Origin of the sequence: Castellaniella sp. S9 (genome assembly GCF_027257175.1) — a bacterium.
In the GTDB taxonomy this organism is placed as follows: Bacteria; Pseudomonadota; Gammaproteobacteria; order Burkholderiales; family Burkholderiaceae_B; genus Castellaniella.
The window spans coordinates 1-19,835 of sequence record NZ_JAPFGD010000013.1; the positions used below are offsets into that span (position 1 = coordinate 1).

The window sequence follows — 19,835 nt, forward strand, 5'->3', positions numbered from 1 at the left end:
TCGATACGGCCCGTCACCACCGTCCCACGGCCCGAGATCGAGAACACGTCCTCGACCGGCATCAGGAACGTGCCGTCGACCGCGCGCTCCGGCGTCGGAATGTACGAGTCCAGCGCCGCCGCCAGCTCCATGATCGCCTGCGAGCCCAGCGGACCCTCATCGCCCTCGAGCGCCAGCTTGGCCGAGCCCTTGATGATCGGCGTGTCGTCGCCCGGGAAGTCGTACTTCGACAGCAGCTCGCGAACCTCCATCTCGACCAGCTCGAGCAGCTCCTCATCGTCGACCATGTCGGCCTTGTTCAAAAACACGATGATGTACGGCACCCCCACCTGGCGCGACAGCAGGATGTGCTCGCGCGTCTGCGGCATCGGGCCGTCAGCGGCCGACACCACCAGGATCGCGCCGTCCATCTGCGCCGCACCCGTGATCATGTTCTTCACGTAGTCCGCGTGGCCCGGGCAGTCCACGTGCGCGTAGTGGCGCGTGGCCGTCTCGTATTCCACGTGCGAGGTGTTGATCGTGATCCCGCGCGCCTTTTCCTCGGGCGCGTTGTCAATCTGGTCGTAGCCACGGGCCTCGCCGCCGCCAGCCTTGGCCAGCACCGTCGTGATCGCCGCCGTCAGCGTCGTTTTGCCGTGGTCAACGTGGCCAATCGTCCCTACGTTGACGTGCGGTTTGGTCCGTTCAAACTTGCCTTTTGCCATGGCTGACTCCTGACTGTGGAATAGAGCAATACTGTCAATCTGTGGTGCCCATGATGCGGATCGAACGCATGACCTCTCCCTTACCAAGGGAGTGCTCTACCACTGAGCCACATGGGCGTTAATTCGTTGCGGCGAACTGCCTCCGCGCACGGATTCCGCTTGGAGCGGGTGAAGGGAATCGAACCCTCGTCATAAGCTTGGAAGGCTTCTGCTCTACCATTGAGCTACACCCGCGATTCAATTCACCCGTTTTTTTTGGATCGATCGCCCTATTCGTTCAGCCAGGCGCCACCGATCGCGTGCTTTGGTGGTGGGAGTTGGATTCGAACCAACGTAGGCGCAAGGCCAACAGATTTACAGTCTGCCCCCTTTAACCACTCGGGCACCCCACCAAAAGCGAATTCCGGATTATGCAGATGTTTTTTGAGGCTGTCAAGGTAAACCCTTGCCTGGGTTGGCGGGTGCCCGCGAGGGGATGCTCGCGGTCTGTGCCTGGGGTATGCGGCGAAGCTCACCCGGTCCCGGCTGCGCCGGGACTGCCCGGCCGCAGGCCGGACCGTCCGGAGGGGCGGAAAAAACTTTATGTCATCCGCCGCGCCTCAAGAACCAAGAACCTGACCTCAGGCCCCCTGCTCTCCCAGAACCCCCGACAGGCCCTGGCGCTCCAGCAGGGCGTCCAGGTGTTCCCAGTCATGGAAATCGATCATCAGCTGACCGCCCTTGCGCGCCCCCGGTTTGATCCGCACGCGGGTGGCCAGGTGGTCGGAGAGCGCCTTTTCCATGCGCTCGAGGTCGCCATTGCGCACGGCTGCGCGGCGCGGTGCCGTCGTGGCGCGGACCGCGGCGTCGTCCTCCTCGCGCAGCACTCGCGCGACGCGCTTTTCGGTCTCGCGCACCGACAGCCGGCGAGCGATGACCTCGTTGGCCAGCATGATCTGCTGCGCCGCCGACGTCGCCAACAAGGCGCGCGCGTGCCCCATGTCGATGTCGCCCGCCAGCAGCATGGTCTGCACCGGCTCGGCCAGGTTCAGCAGCCGCAGCAGATTGCTGGTGGCCGAGCGCGAGCGGCCGATGGCCGTTGCCGCCTGTTCGTGGGTCAGGCCGAACTCGTCGAGCAGCCGGCGCACCCCCTGGGCCTCCTCGAGGGGGTTGAGGTCCTCGCGCTGGATGTTTTCGATCAGTGCCATGACCGCGGCGTTCTCGTCCGCGACCTCCCGCACCAGCACGGGGATTTCACGCAAGCCCGCGATCTGGGCGGCGCGGAAGCGCCGCTCGCCGGCGATGATTTCGTAATGGCCGGCGTCCTCGCCGCCCAGGGCGCGCACCAGGATCGGCTGCATGATCCCCTGCGTGCGGATGGATTCCGCCAGGTCGTTCAGTGCGCCCTCGTCCATGCGGGTGCGCGGCTGGTAGCGGCCCGCCCGCAGCAGGCGCACGTCGAGCGTGCTCGGCAGGTTTTCGGGGGGTTTGCGGCCCATCTGGTCCAGGGCGCCGGTATCCGCGCCCAGCAGGGCGTCCAGGCCCCGTCCCAATCCTTTTTTCCGTGTAGCCATTGTCTGTTCCTTGGGTCTTTGTTCCGTGGCGCCGGGCCTCGCCTCAGGCGCGGCCGGCTTTCACGCGGGCAATGAGTTCCTCGCCGAACTCCAGATAGGCCTTGGCGCCGCGCGAGGACTTGTCGTAGATCACCCCCGGCAGGCCGTAGCTGGGCGCCTCGGCCAGGCGGACGTTGCGTGGCACCACGGTCTTGAACACCTTGTCGCCGAAATGCGAGCGGATCTGGTCCGAGACCTGCTGCTGCAGGGTGATCCGGGTATCGAACATGACCCGCAAGAGGCCGATGAGTTCGAGGTCCGGGTTGAGATTGCGGTAGACGCGCTTGATGGTATTGACCAGATCGGAGAGCCCCTCCAGCGCAAAATACTCGCACTGCATGGGGATGATGACCCCATGCGCGCCGGACAATCCGTTGAGCGTCAGCAGCGACAGCGTGGGCGGGCAATCGATCAGCACAAAGTCATAGTCCGCGCTCACGGCCTGCAAGGCGTCCTTGAGGCGGCGTTCGCGATCCGGCATCTGGACGAGATCGATTTCCGCGCCCGACAGCTCGCGATTGGCCGGCAGCACGTCATAGCCGCCGGATTCCGAACGCACGCGCGCCGATGCGACGTCCGCCTCGCCGATCAAGACCTGGTACAGATTGATCTGGGCCTGGTTCTTGTCGATGCCGCTGCCCATGGTGGCATTGCCCTGGGGATCCAGGTCGACCAGCAGGACGCGCTGTCCGTGCATGGCCAATGCGGCCGCCAGGTTGATGGCGGTGGTGGTCTTGCCCACCCCACCCTTCTGATTGGCGATGCAGAACACGCGTGCGGTCGGCGTCGGGCTATCGGCTGTCATTCTTTTCCTTTTGAACCTAAATAGATCAGGCAACGTTGCGCATCCAGTTCCGGCACCCGCAATTCGACGGATCCGGATACCCTCCATTCGGTGTCCGCCTCGAGGGCCGCGACCTCGTCCTCGGGAAATCGACCCTTCATCGCCGCCATCGTGCCGCCCGCCACCAGATGTCGCCCCGACAGCGCGGCGAAGTCCGCCAGGGAGGCAAAGGCGCGTGAAATCACGAGATCCGCCCCTAAGGGCTCGATCGCCTCGATCCGCCCGTGCACGGCCGTCACATTGGTTAATCCCAGGACGCCCGCGGCCTGCCGGATGAAGGCGGTCTTTTTGTGGACCGCATCGACGCACACGATCCGCCATTGCGGTTGGCAGATTGCCAGAATGATACCCGGCAAGCCGGCCCCCGAGCCCATGTCGGCGATTCGCGTGGCGCTCTCCTGTCCCTGCAAGGCCCGCAGCGGCGGCACCACCGCCAGGCTGTCGAACAGATGCTGGACCAGCATCTGTGCCGGATCCCGGATGGCGGTCAGGTTGTATGCCTTGTTCCAGCGCTGCAGCTGTTCGAGGTAGCCCAGCATGAGGGGCGCATGCCGCAGGTCGCCCACCATGCCCAGCGCGCGCAAGGCCTCCTCGAGGCGCGGCAGGAAGTCCCCCGACGGGCCCGTCATGCGGCCTGGCGCCGGTGTTGCCACCGTTTCAGGTGTACCAGCAGCAGCGAGATCGCGGCCGGCGTGACGCCGGAGATCCGTCCCGCCTGCCCGATGTCGGCGGGACGGCCGAGCTTCAGCCGCTGACGGACCTCGTTCGACAGGCCCGGAACCTGGTCGTAGTCGAAATCCTCGGGGATCGCCTGGCTGGCGTGCGCCTGCTGCCGTTCGATCTCCGCGCCCTGCCGCTCGACATAGCCCGCGTACTTCACCTGGATGGCAACCTGCTCGGCATCGGCGGCGTCCGTCAGGCCCGGCCCCGCGATGAGCTCGCCCTGCTCGTCGCACAGCGCCATGAGCTGCCCATAACCGACGTCCGGCCGCTTGAGCAGGTCGTATAGGGTGTAGTCCCGGTCGACGCGTTGGCCGGGCAGGACCTCCAGCACGTGTGCGCCGAGGACCCTGGGATTGATGCGGGTGTCGCGCAGTCGTTCGACTTCCGCCGCCACGCTGTCGCGACGGCGACAAAAGGCGTCCCAACGGACGTCATCGATCAACCCCAGCCGGCGTCCGGCCTCGGTCAGGCGCAAATCGGCATTGTCTTCTCGCAGGCTCAGACGATATTCGGCCCGCGAAGTAAACATTCTGTAAGGTTCAGTTACGCCTTTCGTTACAAGATCATCGACCAGAACCCCGATATAGGCCTCGTGGCGTGCAGGCGCCCAGGGCGTCTCGCCCTTGACCTGCAAAGCGGCATTCACGCCGGCGAGCAAGCCCTGGGCGGCCGCCTCCTCGTACCCCGTGGTTCCATTGATCTGCCCCGCAAAGAACAGGCCGTGGATGGAACGGGTTTCAAGCCACGGGTGTAGATGACGGGGATCAAAGTAGTCATACTCGATGGCGTAGCCTGGGCGCATGATGCGCGCCTGCTCCAGGCCAGGCAGGCTGCGAACCAGAGCAATCTGGACGTCGAATGGCAAGCTTGTCGAGATTCCATTGGGATAGATCTCGCAAGAAGACGCGCCCTCGGGTTCCAGGAAAACCTGGTGGCTGGCCTTGTCCGCAAACCGGTGAATCTTGTCCTCGATCGATGGGCAGTACCGAGGCCCTACCCCCTCAATAGTGCCCTCTTCGCTATACATGGGCGAACGATCGAGCCCAGAGCGTACGATGTCGTGGGATCTCTCGGTCGTGTGGGTGATCCAGCACGGCACTTGCGGGGGATGCATGTCCGCCCGTCCCATGGCGGAAAAAACAGGAACCGGATCCGTATCCCCAGCCTGCATCTCTGTCTTCGAGAAGTCGATGGATTTGGCGTCGATCCGCGGCGGCGTGCCGGTTTTCAGGCGCCCTTGCGGCAATTGCAGCTCTTTGAGACGCTGGCCCAAACTGATGGCCGGAGGATCCCCCGCACGGCCGGCCGAATAATGGGACAACCCCACGTGAAGCAGCCCATTGAGGAAGGTACCCGCCGTCAATACAACGGCCCGCGCACGAAAGATCAACCCGATCTGGGTCCGGGCGCCCACGACGCGATCGCCCTCGAGCACCAAATCATCGACCGGCTGTTGGAAGATCGTCAGATTCGGCTGTGATTGCAGGGTCATCCGGATGGCCCTGCGATAGAGGGATCGATCCGCCTGGGCCCGAGTCGCCCGGACCGCAGGTCCTTTCGAACGATTCAAGATCCTGAACTGGATGCCCGCCAAGTCGGTTGCCAGGGCCATCGCGCCACCCAGGGCGTCGACCTCCTTGACCAGATGTCCTTTGCCTATCCCGCCAATCGACGGATTACAAGACATCTGTCCCAGAGTATCCATATTGTGGGTCAACAGAAGCGTGGACGCACCGGTACGCGCCGCAGCAAGCGCTGCTTCGGTTCCTGCGTGGCCGCCACCGACCACAATGACATCGAATTCTTCAGAGTAGTTCATCTATCAATTTTCACGGAAAGCATGGGAGCGATCCGCCATGAGCCTGTCTCGGTCATACACTAGCAGCGATCAAGACATTGAAATCATCAAACCTTACACCAGGCGCCAGGCATAAGCGGCGCAAGGAAGGTGGAAATTATACTTCGCTACTTGCCGACCACAGGAACGCAATTCTTTTCTTTCCGTATCTGAATGGATGTTCCACGTGGAACATATCCGTTAAAGCTGAATCGCGCATCAATTGATGCGTATGTTTCACGTGGAACACATCGCCTCCGATAGCAGGGGAAAGTGTTTCACGTGGAACATCCACCGCACTGGCATAGAACACTAAAGATTGTTTAATGCGTGCCTGTGTATAAGCCTGTGAATAAGCTGTGCAGCACAAGTGGACAAATACTGCCCTGCAGCCAAGCGCACTAACTCGGCAGGGCATCGATAAGGCCAGAAAAGAAAAGGCACCCCGTAGGGTGCCTCGGCGCGAAACCGTCCTGAAAATCAGAGAGGGCGGATCTCGGCGGCCTGCGGACCCTTGGGGCCGTCCTTGACCTCGAATTCGACCGCCTGGCCTTCGTTCAGGCTGCGATAGCCGCGGCCCTCGATTGCCGAAAAGTGCGCGAACACATCAGCGCCACCTTGGTCGGGAGTAATGAAACCGAAACCCTTTTCGGCGTTGAACCACTTGACTTTGCCCGTTTGAGCCATGATCTGAAACGTCCATAAAAATAAAGGTACACAATGAATCAAGAACGCTGAAACGAAACAGATCGTGCCCAATAAAACCAAACCGGCAAGACTAAAGCGAAACCCGCGTACTGCTTGAATTCCATTGCAACAGGGAGCATAACCATGCCTTGATGTAAATTCAAATCATAGTTTACCCCTAGGAATCCCGCCGCCAAGTGCAAGCACACACGGCACCGCGACTTGTACAGCAAATTCCCGAGCTATATTGTATTCGTCCAGGCGTGGACACTACACACTATTTACCGATCTACGCTGATTTCGGACAAAAAACAACATAGCTCTCTTCTTTCACATTATCCAGACATCCATTCCTCATTCAATTCCGGCAGGACCGCCAATATGAAATCCAAACTGCCCGACGTGGGCATTACCATCTTCACCGAGATGAGCCAGCTGGCTCTGGATCACCAGGCCATCAATCTGGGGCAGGGCTTTCCCGACTACAACCCGGATGCTTTGCTGATTCAGTGCGTGAATGAGGCCATGTTGGCGGGCCACAATCAATATGCGCCGATGGCAGGTGTACCCGTCTTGAGAGAAGCCGTGGCGGAAAAGATGGCCCGCCTGCAAGCACACGAATATGACCCCGGCGACGAGATCACCATAACCTCAGGCGCAACCGAAGCCTTGGCATCCGCGATCACCGCCCTGGTTCATCCCGGCGACGACGTCATACTCATCGATCCCGCCTATGACCTATACGCGCCGGTCATCCGCCTTGCGGGTGGTACCGTGGTGCGCGTACCGATGATGCCGCCAACCCAGGACACGCCGCGCTTTGCCATGGATTGGAACGCGCTGGAGGGTGCCCTCGGCCCCAAGACCCGGATGATCGTCCTCAATTTCCCCAACAACCCGACTGGAACGATCCTGTCCGACGACGATCTGGCTCATCTGGAGCGCATCGCCTCCCGGCATGACGTGCTGCTGCTGTCCGATGAGGCGTATGAGCACATCGTGTTCGATGGTGAATCGCACCGCAGCCTCGCCAGCCGGCCCGCGCTCGCGGAACGCTCTGTGGTGATCTCGTCCTTCGGCAAGACCTTTCACGCCACGGGCTGGAAGATCGGCTACCTATGTGCCCCAAAATCCCTATCGGCCGAAATCCGGAAGGTTCACCAGTTCATGGTGTTCTCGGTCCCGACGCCGATGCAGCACGGCTTGGCCAATTACCTGCGCAAGCATGCGCGGCTGGAACAGCTATCCACCTTTTATCAGCAAAAGCGCGATCGCCTGAAAACCGGTCTGGAAGGCTCCGCGTTTCGCCCCTTGCAGTCCCAAGGCACGTTCTTCCTCTTGGTAGATACCTCGGCGCTGGGCGATTCAAAGGAAAAAGAGCTGGCCCGTCGCTTGACGATCGACCACGGCATTGGCGCCATTCCGGTCTCGGCCTTCTACGAGGATCCGAATGCGCCCCAGGCCAACCACCGATTGTTGCGCCTGTGCTTTGCCAAACAGGACCCCACCCTGGATCGTGCCGTGGAGGCCCTGAGGGCCGTCCCGGGCGTGGCTGCGTGAGGGTCTTGCGGTTTTTTAGTACTAATGTCTTTATAAAACCGTTAATGATGATGGAACCCTGTGGATAAGTAGAACAAGTCTATTTATCATTAAAAATCAAATGCTTATGTCGGAAAACCCTGTGGTTGAAGTTGTGTGTGGGACTAGGACGGATTGGGGATCGATTTTCCATGACAGGATTCCAGCGGCGTTGTGAACACATTACGAACATGAATTCCACAGAACCCGTCCTTAGGCCTTATCCACAGGCGGTCTGTAGCGGTTTCAGGCGGGCCCTAGGGTCGGATGTCGATCGCCGTTGTCGTAGACCAGGCACCGTTCCGGCCACAGCAGGGCCGCCAATCTGAACCGGGTCCGGCCGGCGCTGCCGTTTGCCTTGCGCTCGCGCCAGCGGGCGCCGGCCGAATAGTCCACGCAGAAGACCCGTTGGCCACGCCCGTGCCAGGCGGTGGGCGCCACACCATCGAACAGCAGGCTGTAGCGCGAGGCCTTGGCGCGGGGCGGGAGGTCAAACATCCGCCAATAGTGGCCGATCACCACCGGTTGGGTGCCCTCATAATCGTTCCACCAGGCGGTACGGTCCGAATAGCGCCAACGATTGCCGGAATAAAACGGCGTGGTGCTGCGTTCCTCGATGCCCGAGGTCAGGCGTTTGACCGGATTGAGTCGCTGTTCCAGCATTTCATAGTCGGCAACCGCATGCAGGTAGGGCGGGGGGTTGTCCGGATCCTCGAGCTGGGCGGCCCAGCGTGATTTTTCCTCCAGATAACGCTCGTATAGTCCGTCGACCTGCGCGGCGGCGCGCACGCGTTCATTCCAGTGATGCATGGCGTCGACCAGTCGGCCTCGTTGCACGTCGGCGATGGCGTCGATGGACGGTGGATCCCAGGCCGCGTGCACAATGCGCAGGGAGGGGCTTTGCAAGGCCAGGGGCAGGCCGGCAAAGAACTCGCGGATCGCCGGGCGCTGCTCGGGTGTCGCGCGCGTGAATGGCGCGTAGAACGGCCGGTCCGGGAGCTCGCGCGCGTCGAAATACCAGCCCGAGCCATCCTTGGCGTCGTTGGCCAGCAGATTGATTTCGTGATTGCCGAGAATCGCCAGGGCTTTGCCATCCTCGATCAGCGAGCGCACCCGGTCGATGACGGCGATGCTGTCCGGGCCGCGGTCGCAGAGGTCGCCGATGAAGACCAGCCGGCGGCCCGGGCCCGGATCTTGCTCCAGCTGGTCAAGCAAGGCATTCAGCGCAGTGATCTCGCCATGGATGTCGCCGATGATCGCCAGTGGCTCTTCGGGTATGGTCTGGAGCAGGGTGTCGTTCATCGATCTATTTTCGTATGGCTTGGGATTGTGGACAATGGGGTGGTATCCGGGTTGAAAAGGAGCCTGCCATGAGCCGGTATGAGGTCAGCGGCCAGCAGAACACCTACCAGGAGGGATCCGAGGGCGAGGTATTGGCCAACAAGCTGGGTATCGTGCGTCGCCAGGATATGGACGAGGCCGAGCTGATACTGCTGCGCAAGCTCTATTTCTCGGTGCTGCGCGAGCATCCGGTCAAGGGGCCGATCACCGTGCGCCTGATTCGGGAATGGCACCGGCGGTGGCTGGGCAACTTGTATCCCTGGGCGGGTTTCGAGCGCTCGGTCAATATGAGCAAGGACGGTTTTCCGTTTGCCGCGGCCGACCGGATTCCCGGACTGCTCGAGGAATTCGAACGCCGCCACCTATCCCGCTATACACCGTGCACCGGAATGAATCGCGCCGCCCTGGAGGAGGCGATCGCCGTGACGCACGTGGAGTTCATCCTGATTCACCCGTTTCGCGAGGGCAATGGGCGCCTCTCGCGCATGATGGCCGATGTCATGGCCGGCCAGGCCGGATGGGGACCGTTGGATTACAGCAGTTGGGAGGCCGATCGGACGGGCTACATCCACGCCATCCAGTCGGGGATGGCGGAAGATTATGCGCCGATGTGCGCCAAGGTCGGGGAAGCGCTGGGGCCGGCGCCTGTTTGATCAGGCCTTGGCCGCCGCTAGTGCGAGCTCCAGTCCGCTGTAGCGGCTGTCGCGTGACAGCAGGCGGGATTCGATGTCCTGGATGGCTTGGCCGGTTTCGATGGCGGTGGAACTGGCGATCGCGCGAATGATGCGGAGATGGTCCGCCGGATCGGCGGGCGCCTGGATAGGCGTAAAGGTCGGGACGCTGGAGGTCATGGATTCATTATACCGTGCGGGCTTGTCCGGAATCGGATTTTATTGGGCATTTGGCGCAGGAACCGTGCTGTTACGCGACACTACCGGTCGACGGGCAGGGTGGACCTTGAGCCAGGACAGAAAAGTGCGATGAAGCGATTCCACGAGTTGCCCGGGCAACACTAGAATGGATTATGAGCCCGGGTCGCATATCCTGTGCGACCTTCGACAGACAGGGGGAAAAATGTCCGATATCGTTTTGGCAACCGATGGATCCAGCTACAGCCTGGAGGCCGCCCGATTCATTACTCAAGGAGGCCTGCTGCCGGACGGCGGCACGGTCCACGTCCTGCATGTGTCCACGGCGCTGCCCGCACGGGTGACGCGCTTCGTGGACAAGGATTCCGTCGACAGCTGGTATGCCGAGGAAGCCGCCAAGGTCCTGGACCCCACGACTGATGTCCTGGCGGCGGCAGACATTCCGTTCGAAACCCACTCCCTGATCGGCTTCGCGCCGCAGGAGATCGTCGATTTCGCCAAGAAGGCCGGCGCCCGCATGATCGTCATGGGGGCGCACGGCCGCGGCGTGCTGCTGGACGCGGTGATCGGTTCGGTGGCGGGGCGTGTGCTGTCGCTGTCCGAGTGTCCGGTGTTGTTGGTGAAGGTGCCGAAGGCGTGAGGCCTTGTCGAGATAGTCCCAGCATGCTATGGTATATAGCATTGATACATACCAATACCATCAACCCAAGGGAGCAGCCACTATGCGAACCGCCAAGATTTTCTGGACTGGGCGCTCTCAGGCCATCCGCCTACCCAAAGAATTCCGATTCGATGTCGACGAAGTCCGCATTCGCCGTCAGGGCACGTCAGTCATTTTGGAACCGGTAGCCAACGATTGGGATTGGCTGGCCGCCGTGGCCGGCCCGGTAGATGCGGAGTTCGAGCAGGCCGTGCTGGAGCAACCCGGTGAACAATCCCGACCGGAGCTGGATATCTTCAAATGAAGTATCTGCTGGATGCCAACGCCGTCATCGCCATCCTGAAAGGCACGCCCACCCTGTTGCAGCGTTTACGCAAACATGTGCCCGCAGATTTCGGGCTTCCGTCCATCGTGTCGCATGAATTATTCTACGGTGCGTACAAGGGCCGGCGCACTGCAGAGAATCTGGCGCGCATCGACGCGCTGCGATTCGAGATACTGCCGCTTGAAGAAGATGATGCTCGGCACGCCGGTGAAATCCGCGCCCTGCTCGCCAATGCTGGCACGCCTATCGGTCCCTACGATGTGCTGATTGCAGGCCAAGCCCGCGCACGAAACCTGATACTCCTCACGCGCAACGTGCGCGAATTTTCCAGAGTGCCTGGCTTGGTTGTTGAAAACTGGGAAGACGAATGACGTTACGACAAGAGCTTGAGGCGATGGAGCCGCTCGCGCTGCAAGGTATCGGCCAGCGGCTCGGGGGCGCGACCCAGCGCCACAGAATCGGCGGCGACGGCCTGCACGGCGGCTTGCAGGCGTGATGATCCCGCCCGCCACCAGTCGGCCAGCAATTGATCGGGGGAATATGCATCAAGTCCCAGGCGCCGCAATTCGGATCGATTGAAGTCCTTCAGGTTCCATGTCATCACCCGCACAGCGGGAGGGCGCTGCAAACCGCAGCGCGCGCGCCGTGCCAGGCCGGCCGCGATCACGTGAAAATCCTTCGGGTCGCTGTAGCGCAACCCGATCTCATAGGGCTCTGTGTGGGCCTCCATGGCGCCGGGGAAACGCTGGTTCATGGCGTTCCACTGTTCCGCCAGCTTTTCAGGCGGAATCTGCCACAGGCGCGCCGCGTTGCGGCGCCATTCTTCGCCGATGCGTTCGGTCCAGACCGGTTGGAATACACCCTGGCCGGCCACACGCAGCAGCAATTGGCGCTGCACCGTGGACATCAGCACGCAGGCATCGAGGACCACGAAGGGCGGGGCGGACGCAGTGTGCTGGTTTCCGCAAAAGTTGGTCCTTTGGGTGACGCAATAGAACGGGTGGGTTGCGGGCTCCTTCATCCCGAGCAGACTAACCCTGCCCGTTTTGTGCTGACCTTTTCTGCTGCCGCTTGATGTGGAGCTGATGGATCTGCTCGGAGAGTTCATCATCTGGTCCGTCAACGACAGTATCCGTGATGACTTCACCGATGGGCAGGGTGCGCACGCGCGAGGAAGGGGCGCCCAGAGCCAGGCGCCAACCGTGTAGCTGCTCGGAGGAGCTTGCATACACGATTCTGCCCAGCCCGACCCAACCGTGGGCCGCTGCGCACATCGAGCAATGCTCGCCTGATGTGTAGACCGTCGCCCCGGCCCTTTGCTCCGGGCGCATGTGCTGCGCGGCCCATCGCGCGATTGCGAATTCGGGATGCCGGGTGTGATCGCCACCCGAGACACGGTTACGATCCTCGAACAAGACCTGCCCGTCGGCTGCCACCAGCACCGACCCAAAGGGTTCGTCGCCAGCCTCAAGCGCCTCCGCAGCCAGTTCCACGCAGCGGCGCAGGTGCTTGCGGTCAAGTTCATTGATCATCAGCCCATCTCCTGAACATCCATGATGTCCATACCCTACCAGTCTCTGTTGCGCGTGTCATCCGGCGTTGGTCGTGGATGAAGATATGCCCTTCGACCAGGGCCTTGGCTTCGAGGCTGAAGCTCATGCCATGGAAATCTCGGTTCTCTACCAGGTGGTTGGGCAACATGATCTTGATGGCGAGACGGCTTACACTCGTCGATGCACGTTGGTGCGGCGGTTCTCATGGTGTCGATTCTGATGGTGATGAATACTTCTTCGATACGTTGTTGCGTCAGGCGATGGGCTTGGATGCCGGAGATCAGGGTGGTGTGGACCAGGTACCCGGCGTTGGTTCTCTGTTGCCTGACGCTGCTGTTACTTTCACCGGTGGATGGCGCCAGCGCTGCAGCCCAGGATGTGGTCTTCCCGTTGCGGGTGCAGCAGGGGGCGATGGTGATCGGCAAGGTAGCGCCCAAAAGTGAGGTGATCTATGAGGGGCGCACGCTTGCCGTCACCGGCTATGGCACTGTGGTGTTTGGTGTCGCGGCCGATGCCACCGGCCCCCTCCATCTGCGCGTGACCCCGCCCGGCGGCGCAGCCCTGTCCGTGAATCTGGCCGTGCAGCCGCGCGACTGGCCGGTCGAGCGGGTTAGCGGGCTGCCGCCCAAGACTGTCTCGCCTCCGCCGCAGGTTGCGGCCCGGATTCGTCGGGAGCAGGCCAGGGTGGCCGAGGCACGTGCGACCAGTGATTCCGGGACGGGTTTTGCCGAGGCCTTCATCTGGCCGGTGCACGGTCGCGTTTCAGGGCGCTTCGGTAGCCGGCGCATCTATAACGGGGTCCCAGGTGCCCCGCATTCGGGCATGGACATTGCTGTCCCGACCGGCACACCGGTCAGGGCGCCAGCCAGTGGCCGCGTGGTGTTTGCCGATTCTGACCTGTATCTGACCGGCGGTACGGTGCTGATTGACCACGGTTATGGCATCGGCTCGAACTTCCTGCACCTGTCCCGCCTGGATGTCCATGTGGGTGACGTAGTGAGTCAGGGCCAGATCATTGGGCTGGCGGGCGCGACTGGGCGTGCGACCGGACCCCACCTGCACTGGGGCATGACATGGTTCGAGATGCGTATCGATCCCTTGCTGGTGCTGGATCGCACGCAGTGACTTGCTGCCATGCTGGGCAGGCCGAAATGATCAGACGTCGATATTCCCCGCCTGCAAGGCATGCGCCTCGATGAAGGCCCGGCGCGGCTCGACGTTGTCGCCCATCAGGGTGACGAAGACCTCGTCGGCGGCGATGGCGTCCTCGATCTGCACCCGCAGCAGGCGGCGCACCGAGGGATCCATGGTGGTTTCCCAGAGCTGTCCGGGGTTCATTTCACCCAGACCCTTGTAGCGCTGCTTGCTGATGCCGCGTTCGGCCTCGGTGCGCAGCCACTGCATGGCCTCGCGGAAGTCGGCGATGGGCTTTTCCTTGAGCTTGTCGCCGATGCCGCGGCGGATGGCGGCGCCCTCGCCGATCAGGCCGAGGAAGGTCTTGGCGGTGCGTGCCAGGGTGGCGTAGTCGCCGCCGCGCACGAAGGCGCGGTCGAACACACTGACGCGTACGTTGCCGAAGTGCATGCGCCGCACGGCGATGCGCCAGGACTCGTCGATCTCGTTGAGCTCGGCCTGGACGTGCACGGCGTCCGGATTCATCGGGTCGAGCAGGGCCTGTTCCAGGCGCTGCGCGGATGCCCGCGCGGCGGCCTCGTCGGTCAGGCTGATGTCCACGCCCTCGGCCATGGCCGACAGCGCTTCGACGTCCAGCGTGCGCGACAGGCGGGCGATGACGGCATCGGCCAGCACGTATTGGCGCGCCAAGGCGTTCAGGGCCTCGCCGTCGATGGGCTCGGCGCCGGCGGCGGGCACCAGCACGGTGTCCTTCAGGGCGACCTGCAGCATGAATTCGGCTTCCTCGGCGTCGTCCTTGAGGTAGCGTTCGTCGCGCCCGACCTTGACCTTGTACAGGGGCGGCTGGGCGATGTAGACGTAGCCGCGCTCGATCAGGGCGGGCATCTGGCGGTAGAAGAGCGTCAGCAGCAGGGTGCGGATGTGCGCGCCGTCCACGTCGGCGTCGGTCATGATGATGATGCGGTGGTAGCGTAGTTTATCGATGTTGAAATCCGGCCCGATGCTGGTGCCCAGGGCGGTGATCAGGGTGGTGATCTGTTCGCTGGACAGCAGGCGGTCGAAGCGCGCTTTTTCCACGTTCAGCACCTTGCCGCGCAGCGGCAGGATGGCCTGGAACTTGCGGTCGCGGCCCTGCTTGGCGGAACCGCCGGCCGAATCGCCCTCGACGATGTAGAGCTCGCACAGGGCGGGGTCCTTTTCCTGGCAGTCGGCCAGCTTGCCGGGCAGGCCGGCGCCTTCGAGGACGCTCTTGCGGCGCGTCATCTCGCGCGCCTTGCGGGCGGCCTCGCGCGCGCGCGCCGCCTCGACGATCTTGGCGCACAGGGCGCGCGCGTCGCTGGGGTTTTCCAGCAGCCAGGTCTCGAGGGTGCGGCTGACGGCCTCCTCGACGGCGGGGCGGACCTCGCTGGAGACGAGCTTGTCCTTGGTCTGGCTGCTGAACTTGGGCTCGGGGACCTTGACCGACAGCACGCAGGCCAGGCCCTCGCGCATGTCGTCGCCGGAGGTGTCGACCTTGGCTTTCTTGGCCAGCTCGTTGTCGGCGATGTATTTATTGATCACCCGGGTCATGGCGGCGCGCAGGCCGGTGAGGTGGGTGCCGCCGTCGCGCTGCGGGATGTTGTTGGTGAAGCACAGCACGGTCTCGGCATAGCCGTCGTTCCACTGCATGGCGACCTCGACCCCGACCCGGGTGCCGCCCGCGTCGGATTCGGTGCTGACGGCGAAGATATTGTCGTGCAGGACGGTCTTGCTGCGGTTGATGTACTGGACGAAGCCCTTGACGCCGCCGAGGAAGGCCAGGTTTTCCTCCTGGCCCGTGCGTTCGTCGATCAGTCGGATCTTGACGCCGTTGTTCAGGAATGAGAGCTCGCGCAGGCGCCGGGCGAGGATCTCGTAGGTGTAGTCGATATTGGCAAAGATTTCGGAATCGGCCAGATACTGGACGCGCGTGCCACTGCGGTCGGTGGGACCGGCCACGGCTAGCGGCGCGACGCGCTCGCCGCGCCGGAATTCGATCTCGTGTTCCTGGCCGTTGCGCCAGATGGTCAGGCGCAGCCATTCGGACAGCGCATTGACGCAGGACACGCCCACGCCGTGCAGGCCGCCCGAGACCTTGTATGAGTTCTGGTCGAATTTGCCGCCGGCGTGCAGTTCCGTCATGACGATTTCGGCCGCGCTGCGGTGGTGCTCGTCGTCCTTGTGGATGGCGGTGGGGATGCCGCGGCCGTTGTCCGTGACCGAAATGCTGTTGTCGGCGTGGATGGCGACCACGATGTCGTCGCAATAGCCGGCCAGGGCCTCGTCGATGGCGTTGTCCACGACCTCGAACACCATGTGGTGCAGGCCAGTGCCGTCGGAGGTGTCGCCGATGTACATCCCCGGGCGCTTGCGCACGGCCTCGAGGCCCTTGAGCATCTTGATCGAATCGGCGCCGTAGGCGTTCTGGGAGGTCTGTTCTGGCATGTGAAACCTATGATTGAATCCGTGGTGGGTCTGGCGCGGCGTGGTCAGATGCGCATCGGCATGACGACGTACTTGAATTCGTCGTCGTCGGGCAGGGTCAGCAGGGCCGAGGCGTTGACGTCGGGCTGGACCGACCAGCGCACGGTGTCGACCTTGACGTTGCCCAGCACGTCCAGCAGATAGCTGACGTTGAAGGCCACGTCCAGCGCCTCGCTGTCGTAGTCGACCTCGAGTTCCTCGCGGGCTTCTTCCTGTTCGGCGTTCGAGGACGAAATCCGCAGCAGGTGGTCCGAGAGCTGCAGGCGCACGCCTTTGAGCTTGTCGGTGGTGAGGATGGCGGCGCGCTGCAGGCTGGCCTGCAGGGCCTCGCGCGAGATGTTGAAGTGGCGGGTGTAGCCGGTGGGGATGACGCGCGTGAAATCGGGGAACTTGCCCTCGACCAGCTTGGACACCACCTCGATGTCGTCGAAGCTGAAGCGGATCTGCGTGGCGGCCACGTCGATGCGCACCACGGCCTCGTCGTCGTCCGAGAGCAGGCGCTGCATTTCGTGGACCGTCTTGCGCGGGATGATGACGTCATGGCGCGTGTCGATGCCCTCGACCTGGGTGCCGCTGTGCGCCAGGCGGTGGCCGTCGGTGGCCACGGTGCGCACGTGGCCGGGCTCGAGCACGAACAGCAGGCCGTTCAGGTAATAGCGGATGTCCTGCTGGGCCATGGCGAAATGGACCATGTTGAACAGGTGGCGCAGCGCCTTCTGGGACATCGTGAACGAGGCCTCCCACTGCTCGGCCAGGGCCACGGTGGGATAGTCGGCGGCGGCCAGGGTCTGCAGGGCAAAGCGGCTGCGGCCGGACTGGACGGACAGCTTGCCGTCGTCCAGGCCCAGCCTGACCGTGCCCGATTCGGGCAGGGCGCGCAGGATGTCGAGCAGCTTGCGCGCGCCCACGGTGGTCGCGGCGGCCTCCTCGCCCACGCCGAACGCGGCGTGGGTGGTGATCTGGACCTCGAGGTCGTTGGCGACGAAGGCCACGCGTTCGCCGTCCTTGCGCACCAGCACATTGGCCAGGATTGGCAAGGTGTTGCGGCGTTCGACGATCCCCACAACCATCGTCAAGGGTTTGAGCACGGCGTCACGAGTCGCTTGTATGAGTTGCATGTTCTTATCCTTTGAGGGTTTGTTCCAAAACGTGCAGTGCGTGGTTCAGCTCGGTCTGCTTGCCGCGCAGGTCGGTGATCTTGCGCACGGCGTGCAGCACCGTGGTGTGGTCGCGGCCTCCGAAGAGGTCGCCGATTTCCGGCAGGCTTTTCTGGGTGAGTTCCTTGGCCAGGTACATCGCGATCTGGCGCGGTACGGCAATATTGGCAGGGCGCCGTTTCGAATACATGTCGGCGACTTTGATTTTATAAAAGTCGGCGACGGTCTTCTGGATGTTTTCCACGGTGATCTGGCTGTTGGACACCGACAGCAGGTCCTTGAGGGCCTCCTTGCAGACCTCGACGGTGAGCACCTCGCGGCCGTGGAAGCGCGCAAAGGCCGAGACCTTGCGCAGGGCGCCCTCGAGCTCGCGCACGTTGCTGCGCAGGTGCTTGGCGATGAAGAACGCGACCTCCTCGGGCATGGTGATGCCCTCGGCCTGGGCCTTGCGCAGCAGGATGGCCACCCGCATTTCCAGTTCCGGCGGCTCGATCGCGACGGTCAGGCCGGAATCGAAGCGCGAGATCAGGCGGCTGTCGATGTTGGCCAGTTCCTTGGGGTAGGTGTCCGAGGTGATGATGATCTGCTTGCGCTGCGCCACCATGGCCTCGAAGGCGTAGAAAAATTCCTCCTGGGTACGATTCTTGCCGGCGAAGAACTGGATGTCGTCGATCAGCAGCAGGTCCAGGGAATGGTAGTAGCGCTTGAAATCGTCGAAGGCGCGCCGCTGGTAGGCCTTGACCACGTCGGAGACGTACTGGTCGGCGTGGACGTAGCGCACGCGGGTGCTGGTGCCGCTGGCGATCAGGGCGTTGCCGATGGCATGGATGAGGTGGGTCTTGCCCAAGCCGACGCCGCCGTACAGGAACAGCGGGTTGTACGAGACGCCTGGATTTTCGGCGACCTGCATGGCGGCGGCGCGGGCCAGTTGGTTGGCCTTGCCGATGACGAAGTTGTCGAAGGTCAGTTCCACGTTCAGGCGCGAGCGGTCCTGCACGGCGTCCTCGGCCGCGGCCTGGACGGCGGCGGGCACGGAGGGCGCCGGGGCGGGGGCGGCCGGCTGGGGCTCGGACGCCGGGCTGGGTGCGATGGCGCGCATGGGTGCGGCGCCCCGGGCGGGGCTGGCCGGCAGTTCGAAGCAGACCTGGACGGCCTGCGAGAACCAGTCGCTGGCAAGCGCCTCGATGCGGGCGGAGAAGTTCTTGCGCACCCAGTCGAGCTTGAAGCGGTTGGGGGCGGCAATGCGCAGCACGGCCAGGTCCTCGTCGAACTCGAGAGGGACCAAGGGGCGGATCCAGGCGCTGATCTGTTGCGGGGGGAGTTCCTGCTCCAGTTGCTGGAGGCAGGCCTGCCAAAATTCGTTCATAGAGGTCATTTCGCTAAACCTCGATTCTACCCTCTCCGGTCGCAAGTTATCCACAGCGCCCCCATGGGAACCCTGGGCAAGGTCGCCAAATATTTGACTTGTCAGCGGGAATTTGCTGAAATAATGGGCTTTTCGAGATTTAACGCCCTAGCTCTTTTGGATTTGCCATGAAACGCACCTACCAGCCTTCCGTCACCCGCCGCAAGCGCACCCACGGCTTTCGCGTGCGGATGAAGACCCGAGGCGGTCGCGCCGTCCTCAACGCGCGCCGTGCCAAGGGCCGCAAGCGCCTCGCCGTCTGACCGCGGATACACCGCCGCACGGCCGCCCCTCGGACGGCCCGACTGCCATGCCATCCGCTTTTCCACCGGCGGCCCGGCTGCATCGCCCCTCGGAGTACGCTTCTGCCTTGAAAGGCCGGCGCGTGGCCAGAGGGGCGATGTTCGTTGTCATGCGGCCGCGCGAACCGCAATCCGGTCCGGCCCGGCTTGGCCTGATCGTGCCCAAGCGGCAGGCGCCGCTGGCGGTCACCCGCAATGCGCTCAAGCGCGTCCTGCGCGAGGCCTTCCGGCTGCGCCGCGCGGAACTGCCGCCGGGGGACCTGGTGTTTCGCTTGATCGCCCGGCCTGAACCTTGCAGCCTGACGGTCCTCAAGCGCCGGGCGCGCACCGAGGCCGATGCGCTGCTGCGCCGGATTGCGCCATGATCAAGGCCTTGTTCATCGCGCCGATCCGCTTTTACCGGTATTTCCTCAGTCCCTGGGTGGGACAGCAGTGCCGCTTTACGCCCACCTGCTCGGCCTACGCCATCGAGGCCATCGAGCGACACGGCGTGCCGCGCGGCCTATGGCTGGGCGTGCGGCGTATCGCGCGCTGCCATCCGGGCTGCCCGGGCGGGCACGACCCGGTGCCGGAGCCCCGCCCGCCGCGGGCATGAGGCCGCAGCACGCGCTCATCCGCTAG

Annotated in this window: 22 protein-coding genes and 3 tRNA genes; 9 read left to right on the top strand and 16 right to left on the bottom strand. The window is 63.2% G+C overall.

The window, feature by feature from the left end:
- The 9 genes from OOZ48_RS17410 to OOZ48_RS17450 form a co-directional block, all read right to left on the bottom strand.
- The coding region (locus OOZ48_RS17410; RefSeq protein WP_269500093.1) for a GTP-binding protein at positions 1–704 on the bottom strand (704 nt) is incomplete at its 3' end.
- A 42-nt stretch (positions 705–746) separates the two neighbouring features.
- A tRNA-Thr gene (locus OOZ48_RS17415) sits at positions 747–821 on the bottom strand.
- A gap of 43 nt (positions 822–864) precedes the next feature.
- Positions 865–938: transfer RNA gene (locus OOZ48_RS17420), tRNA-Gly, on the bottom strand.
- Between the two features lie 71 nt (positions 939–1,009).
- Positions 1,010–1,096: transfer RNA gene (locus tag OOZ48_RS17425), tRNA-Tyr, on the bottom strand.
- Positions 1,097–1,324: 228 nt separating this feature from the next.
- The gene (locus OOZ48_RS17430) at positions 1,325–2,257 is read right to left on the bottom strand and encodes a ParB/RepB/Spo0J family partition protein (RefSeq protein ID WP_269500094.1); all 933 of its coding nucleotides are present in this window, start codon (positions 2,255–2,257) and stop codon (positions 1,325–1,327) included.
- Positions 2,258–2,300: 43 nt separating this feature from the next.
- Positions 2,301–3,101 carry a ParA family protein gene (locus OOZ48_RS17435; protein WP_269500095.1) on the bottom strand — a complete coding sequence of 267 codons (801 nt, stop codon included), beginning with the start codon at positions 3,099–3,101 and terminating at the stop codon, positions 2,301–2,303.
- On the bottom strand, positions 3,098–3,769 hold the full coding sequence (gene rsmG, locus OOZ48_RS17440) for a 16S rRNA (guanine(527)-N(7))-methyltransferase RsmG (RefSeq protein WP_442867609.1): 672 nt from the start codon (positions 3,767–3,769) through the stop codon (positions 3,098–3,100). Before rsmG ends, OOZ48_RS17435 begins: the two co-directional genes overlap by 4 nt.
- Complete coding sequence (gene mnmG / locus OOZ48_RS17445) at positions 3,766–5,682, bottom strand: tRNA uridine-5-carboxymethylaminomethyl(34) synthesis enzyme MnmG (RefSeq protein WP_269500096.1); 1,917 nt, start codon at positions 5,680–5,682, stop codon at positions 3,766–3,768. Before mnmG ends, rsmG begins: the two co-directional genes overlap by 4 nt.
- Before the next feature lie 498 nt (positions 5,683–6,180).
- On the bottom strand, positions 6,181–6,387 hold the full coding sequence (locus OOZ48_RS17450) for a cold-shock protein (protein WP_269500097.1): 207 nt from the start codon (positions 6,385–6,387) through the stop codon (positions 6,181–6,183).
- Between the two features lie 381 nt (positions 6,388–6,768).
- On the opposite strand from OOZ48_RS17450, the gene OOZ48_RS17455 reads away from it, so the two are divergent.
- Positions 6,769–7,947: a methionine aminotransferase gene (locus tag OOZ48_RS17455; protein ID WP_269500175.1), complete on the top strand. Its 1,179-nt coding sequence runs from the start codon at positions 6,769–6,771 to the stop codon at positions 7,945–7,947.
- 264 nt (positions 7,948–8,211) lie between these two features.
- Here the strand turns inward: OOZ48_RS17455 and OOZ48_RS17460 are convergent, their stop codons facing one another.
- A complete protein-coding gene (locus OOZ48_RS17460; protein WP_269500098.1) occupies positions 8,212–9,267 on the bottom strand; it encodes a metallophosphoesterase in 1,056 nt (351 codons plus the stop codon).
- A 68-nt stretch (positions 9,268–9,335) separates the two neighbouring features.
- Here OOZ48_RS17460 and OOZ48_RS17465 point away from each other — a divergent pair, with 68 nt between their 5' ends.
- Positions 9,336–9,959 (top strand): Fic/DOC family protein, encoded by a 624-nt coding sequence (locus OOZ48_RS17465; protein ID WP_269500099.1) that lies wholly within the window; start codon positions 9,336–9,338, stop codon positions 9,957–9,959.
- On the opposite strand, the gene OOZ48_RS17470 is transcribed toward OOZ48_RS17465, so the two are convergent.
- Positions 9,960–10,157, bottom strand: coding sequence for a hypothetical protein (locus OOZ48_RS17470; RefSeq protein WP_269500100.1), 198 nt, complete (start codon positions 10,155–10,157; stop codon positions 9,960–9,962). It abuts the gene before it with no gap.
- Between the two features lie 223 nt (positions 10,158–10,380).
- Here OOZ48_RS17470 and OOZ48_RS17475 point away from each other — a divergent pair, with 223 nt between their 5' ends.
- From OOZ48_RS17475 to OOZ48_RS17485, 3 genes are all read left to right on the top strand, one after another.
- Positions 10,381–10,815: a universal stress protein gene (locus OOZ48_RS17475; RefSeq protein ID WP_269500101.1), complete on the top strand. Its 435-nt coding sequence runs from the start codon at positions 10,381–10,383 to the stop codon at positions 10,813–10,815.
- Positions 10,816–10,897: 82 nt separating this feature from the next.
- Complete coding sequence (locus OOZ48_RS17480) at positions 10,898–11,140, top strand: antitoxin (protein ID WP_269500102.1); 243 nt, start codon at positions 10,898–10,900, stop codon at positions 11,138–11,140.
- Positions 11,137–11,532, top strand: coding sequence for a type II toxin-antitoxin system VapC family toxin (locus tag OOZ48_RS17485; protein WP_269500103.1), 396 nt, complete (start codon positions 11,137–11,139; stop codon positions 11,530–11,532). Before OOZ48_RS17480 ends, OOZ48_RS17485 begins: the two co-directional genes overlap by 4 nt.
- A 2-nt stretch (positions 11,533–11,534) precedes the next feature.
- Here OOZ48_RS17485 and OOZ48_RS17490 read toward each other — a convergent pair whose 3' ends face one another.
- Both OOZ48_RS17490 and OOZ48_RS17495 read right to left on the bottom strand, forming a co-directional pair.
- Entirely contained in the window at positions 11,535–12,068 is a 534-nt protein-coding gene (locus OOZ48_RS17490; RefSeq protein WP_442867612.1) for a PIN domain-containing protein, read from the bottom strand.
- Positions 12,069–12,192: 124 nt separating this feature from the next.
- Positions 12,193–12,693, bottom strand: a complete 501-nt coding sequence (locus OOZ48_RS17495; RefSeq protein WP_269500105.1) for a nucleoside deaminase — start codon at positions 12,691–12,693, stop codon at positions 12,193–12,195.
- A gap of 225 nt (positions 12,694–12,918) precedes the next feature.
- On the opposite strand from OOZ48_RS17495, the gene OOZ48_RS17500 reads away from it, so the two are divergent.
- The gene (locus tag OOZ48_RS17500) at positions 12,919–13,839 is read left to right on the top strand and encodes a M23 family metallopeptidase (protein WP_269500106.1); all 921 of its coding nucleotides are present in this window, start codon (positions 12,919–12,921) and stop codon (positions 13,837–13,839) included.
- A gap of 30 nt (positions 13,840–13,869) precedes the next feature.
- Here OOZ48_RS17500 and gyrB read toward each other — a convergent pair whose 3' ends face one another.
- The 3 genes from gyrB to dnaA are packed head-to-tail and all read right to left on the bottom strand — an operon-like array spanning position 13,870 to position 18,873.
- A complete protein-coding gene (gene gyrB, locus OOZ48_RS17505) occupies positions 13,870–16,311 on the bottom strand; it encodes a DNA topoisomerase (ATP-hydrolyzing) subunit B (protein ID WP_269500107.1) in 2,442 nt (813 codons plus the stop codon).
- Positions 16,312–16,355: 44 nt separating this feature from the next.
- Positions 16,356–17,468, bottom strand: a complete 1,113-nt coding sequence (dnaN, locus tag OOZ48_RS17510) for a DNA polymerase III subunit beta (protein ID WP_269500108.1) — start codon at positions 17,466–17,468, stop codon at positions 16,356–16,358.
- A 4-nt stretch (positions 17,469–17,472) separates the two neighbouring features.
- Positions 17,473–18,873 (bottom strand): chromosomal replication initiator protein DnaA, encoded by a 1,401-nt coding sequence (dnaA, locus tag OOZ48_RS17515; protein ID WP_269500109.1) that lies wholly within the window; start codon positions 18,871–18,873, stop codon positions 17,473–17,475.
- Between the two features lie 167 nt (positions 18,874–19,040).
- Between dnaA and rpmH the strand changes: the two genes are divergently transcribed.
- Genes rpmH through yidD form a run of 3 tightly spaced genes read left to right on the top strand, consistent with a single transcriptional unit; the run spans position 19,041 to position 19,809 of the window.
- Complete coding sequence (gene rpmH, locus OOZ48_RS17520) at positions 19,041–19,175, top strand: 50S ribosomal protein L34 (RefSeq protein WP_003800771.1); 135 nt, start codon at positions 19,041–19,043, stop codon at positions 19,173–19,175.
- 47 nt (positions 19,176–19,222) lie between these two features.
- Complete coding sequence (locus OOZ48_RS17525) at positions 19,223–19,579, top strand: ribonuclease P protein component (RefSeq protein ID WP_269500110.1); 357 nt, start codon at positions 19,223–19,225, stop codon at positions 19,577–19,579.
- Entirely contained in the window at positions 19,576–19,809 is a 234-nt protein-coding gene (yidD, locus tag OOZ48_RS17530) for a membrane protein insertion efficiency factor YidD (RefSeq protein ID WP_269500111.1), read from the top strand. Before OOZ48_RS17525 ends, yidD begins: the two co-directional genes overlap by 4 nt.
- Positions 19,810–19,835: the final 26 nt, after the last annotated feature.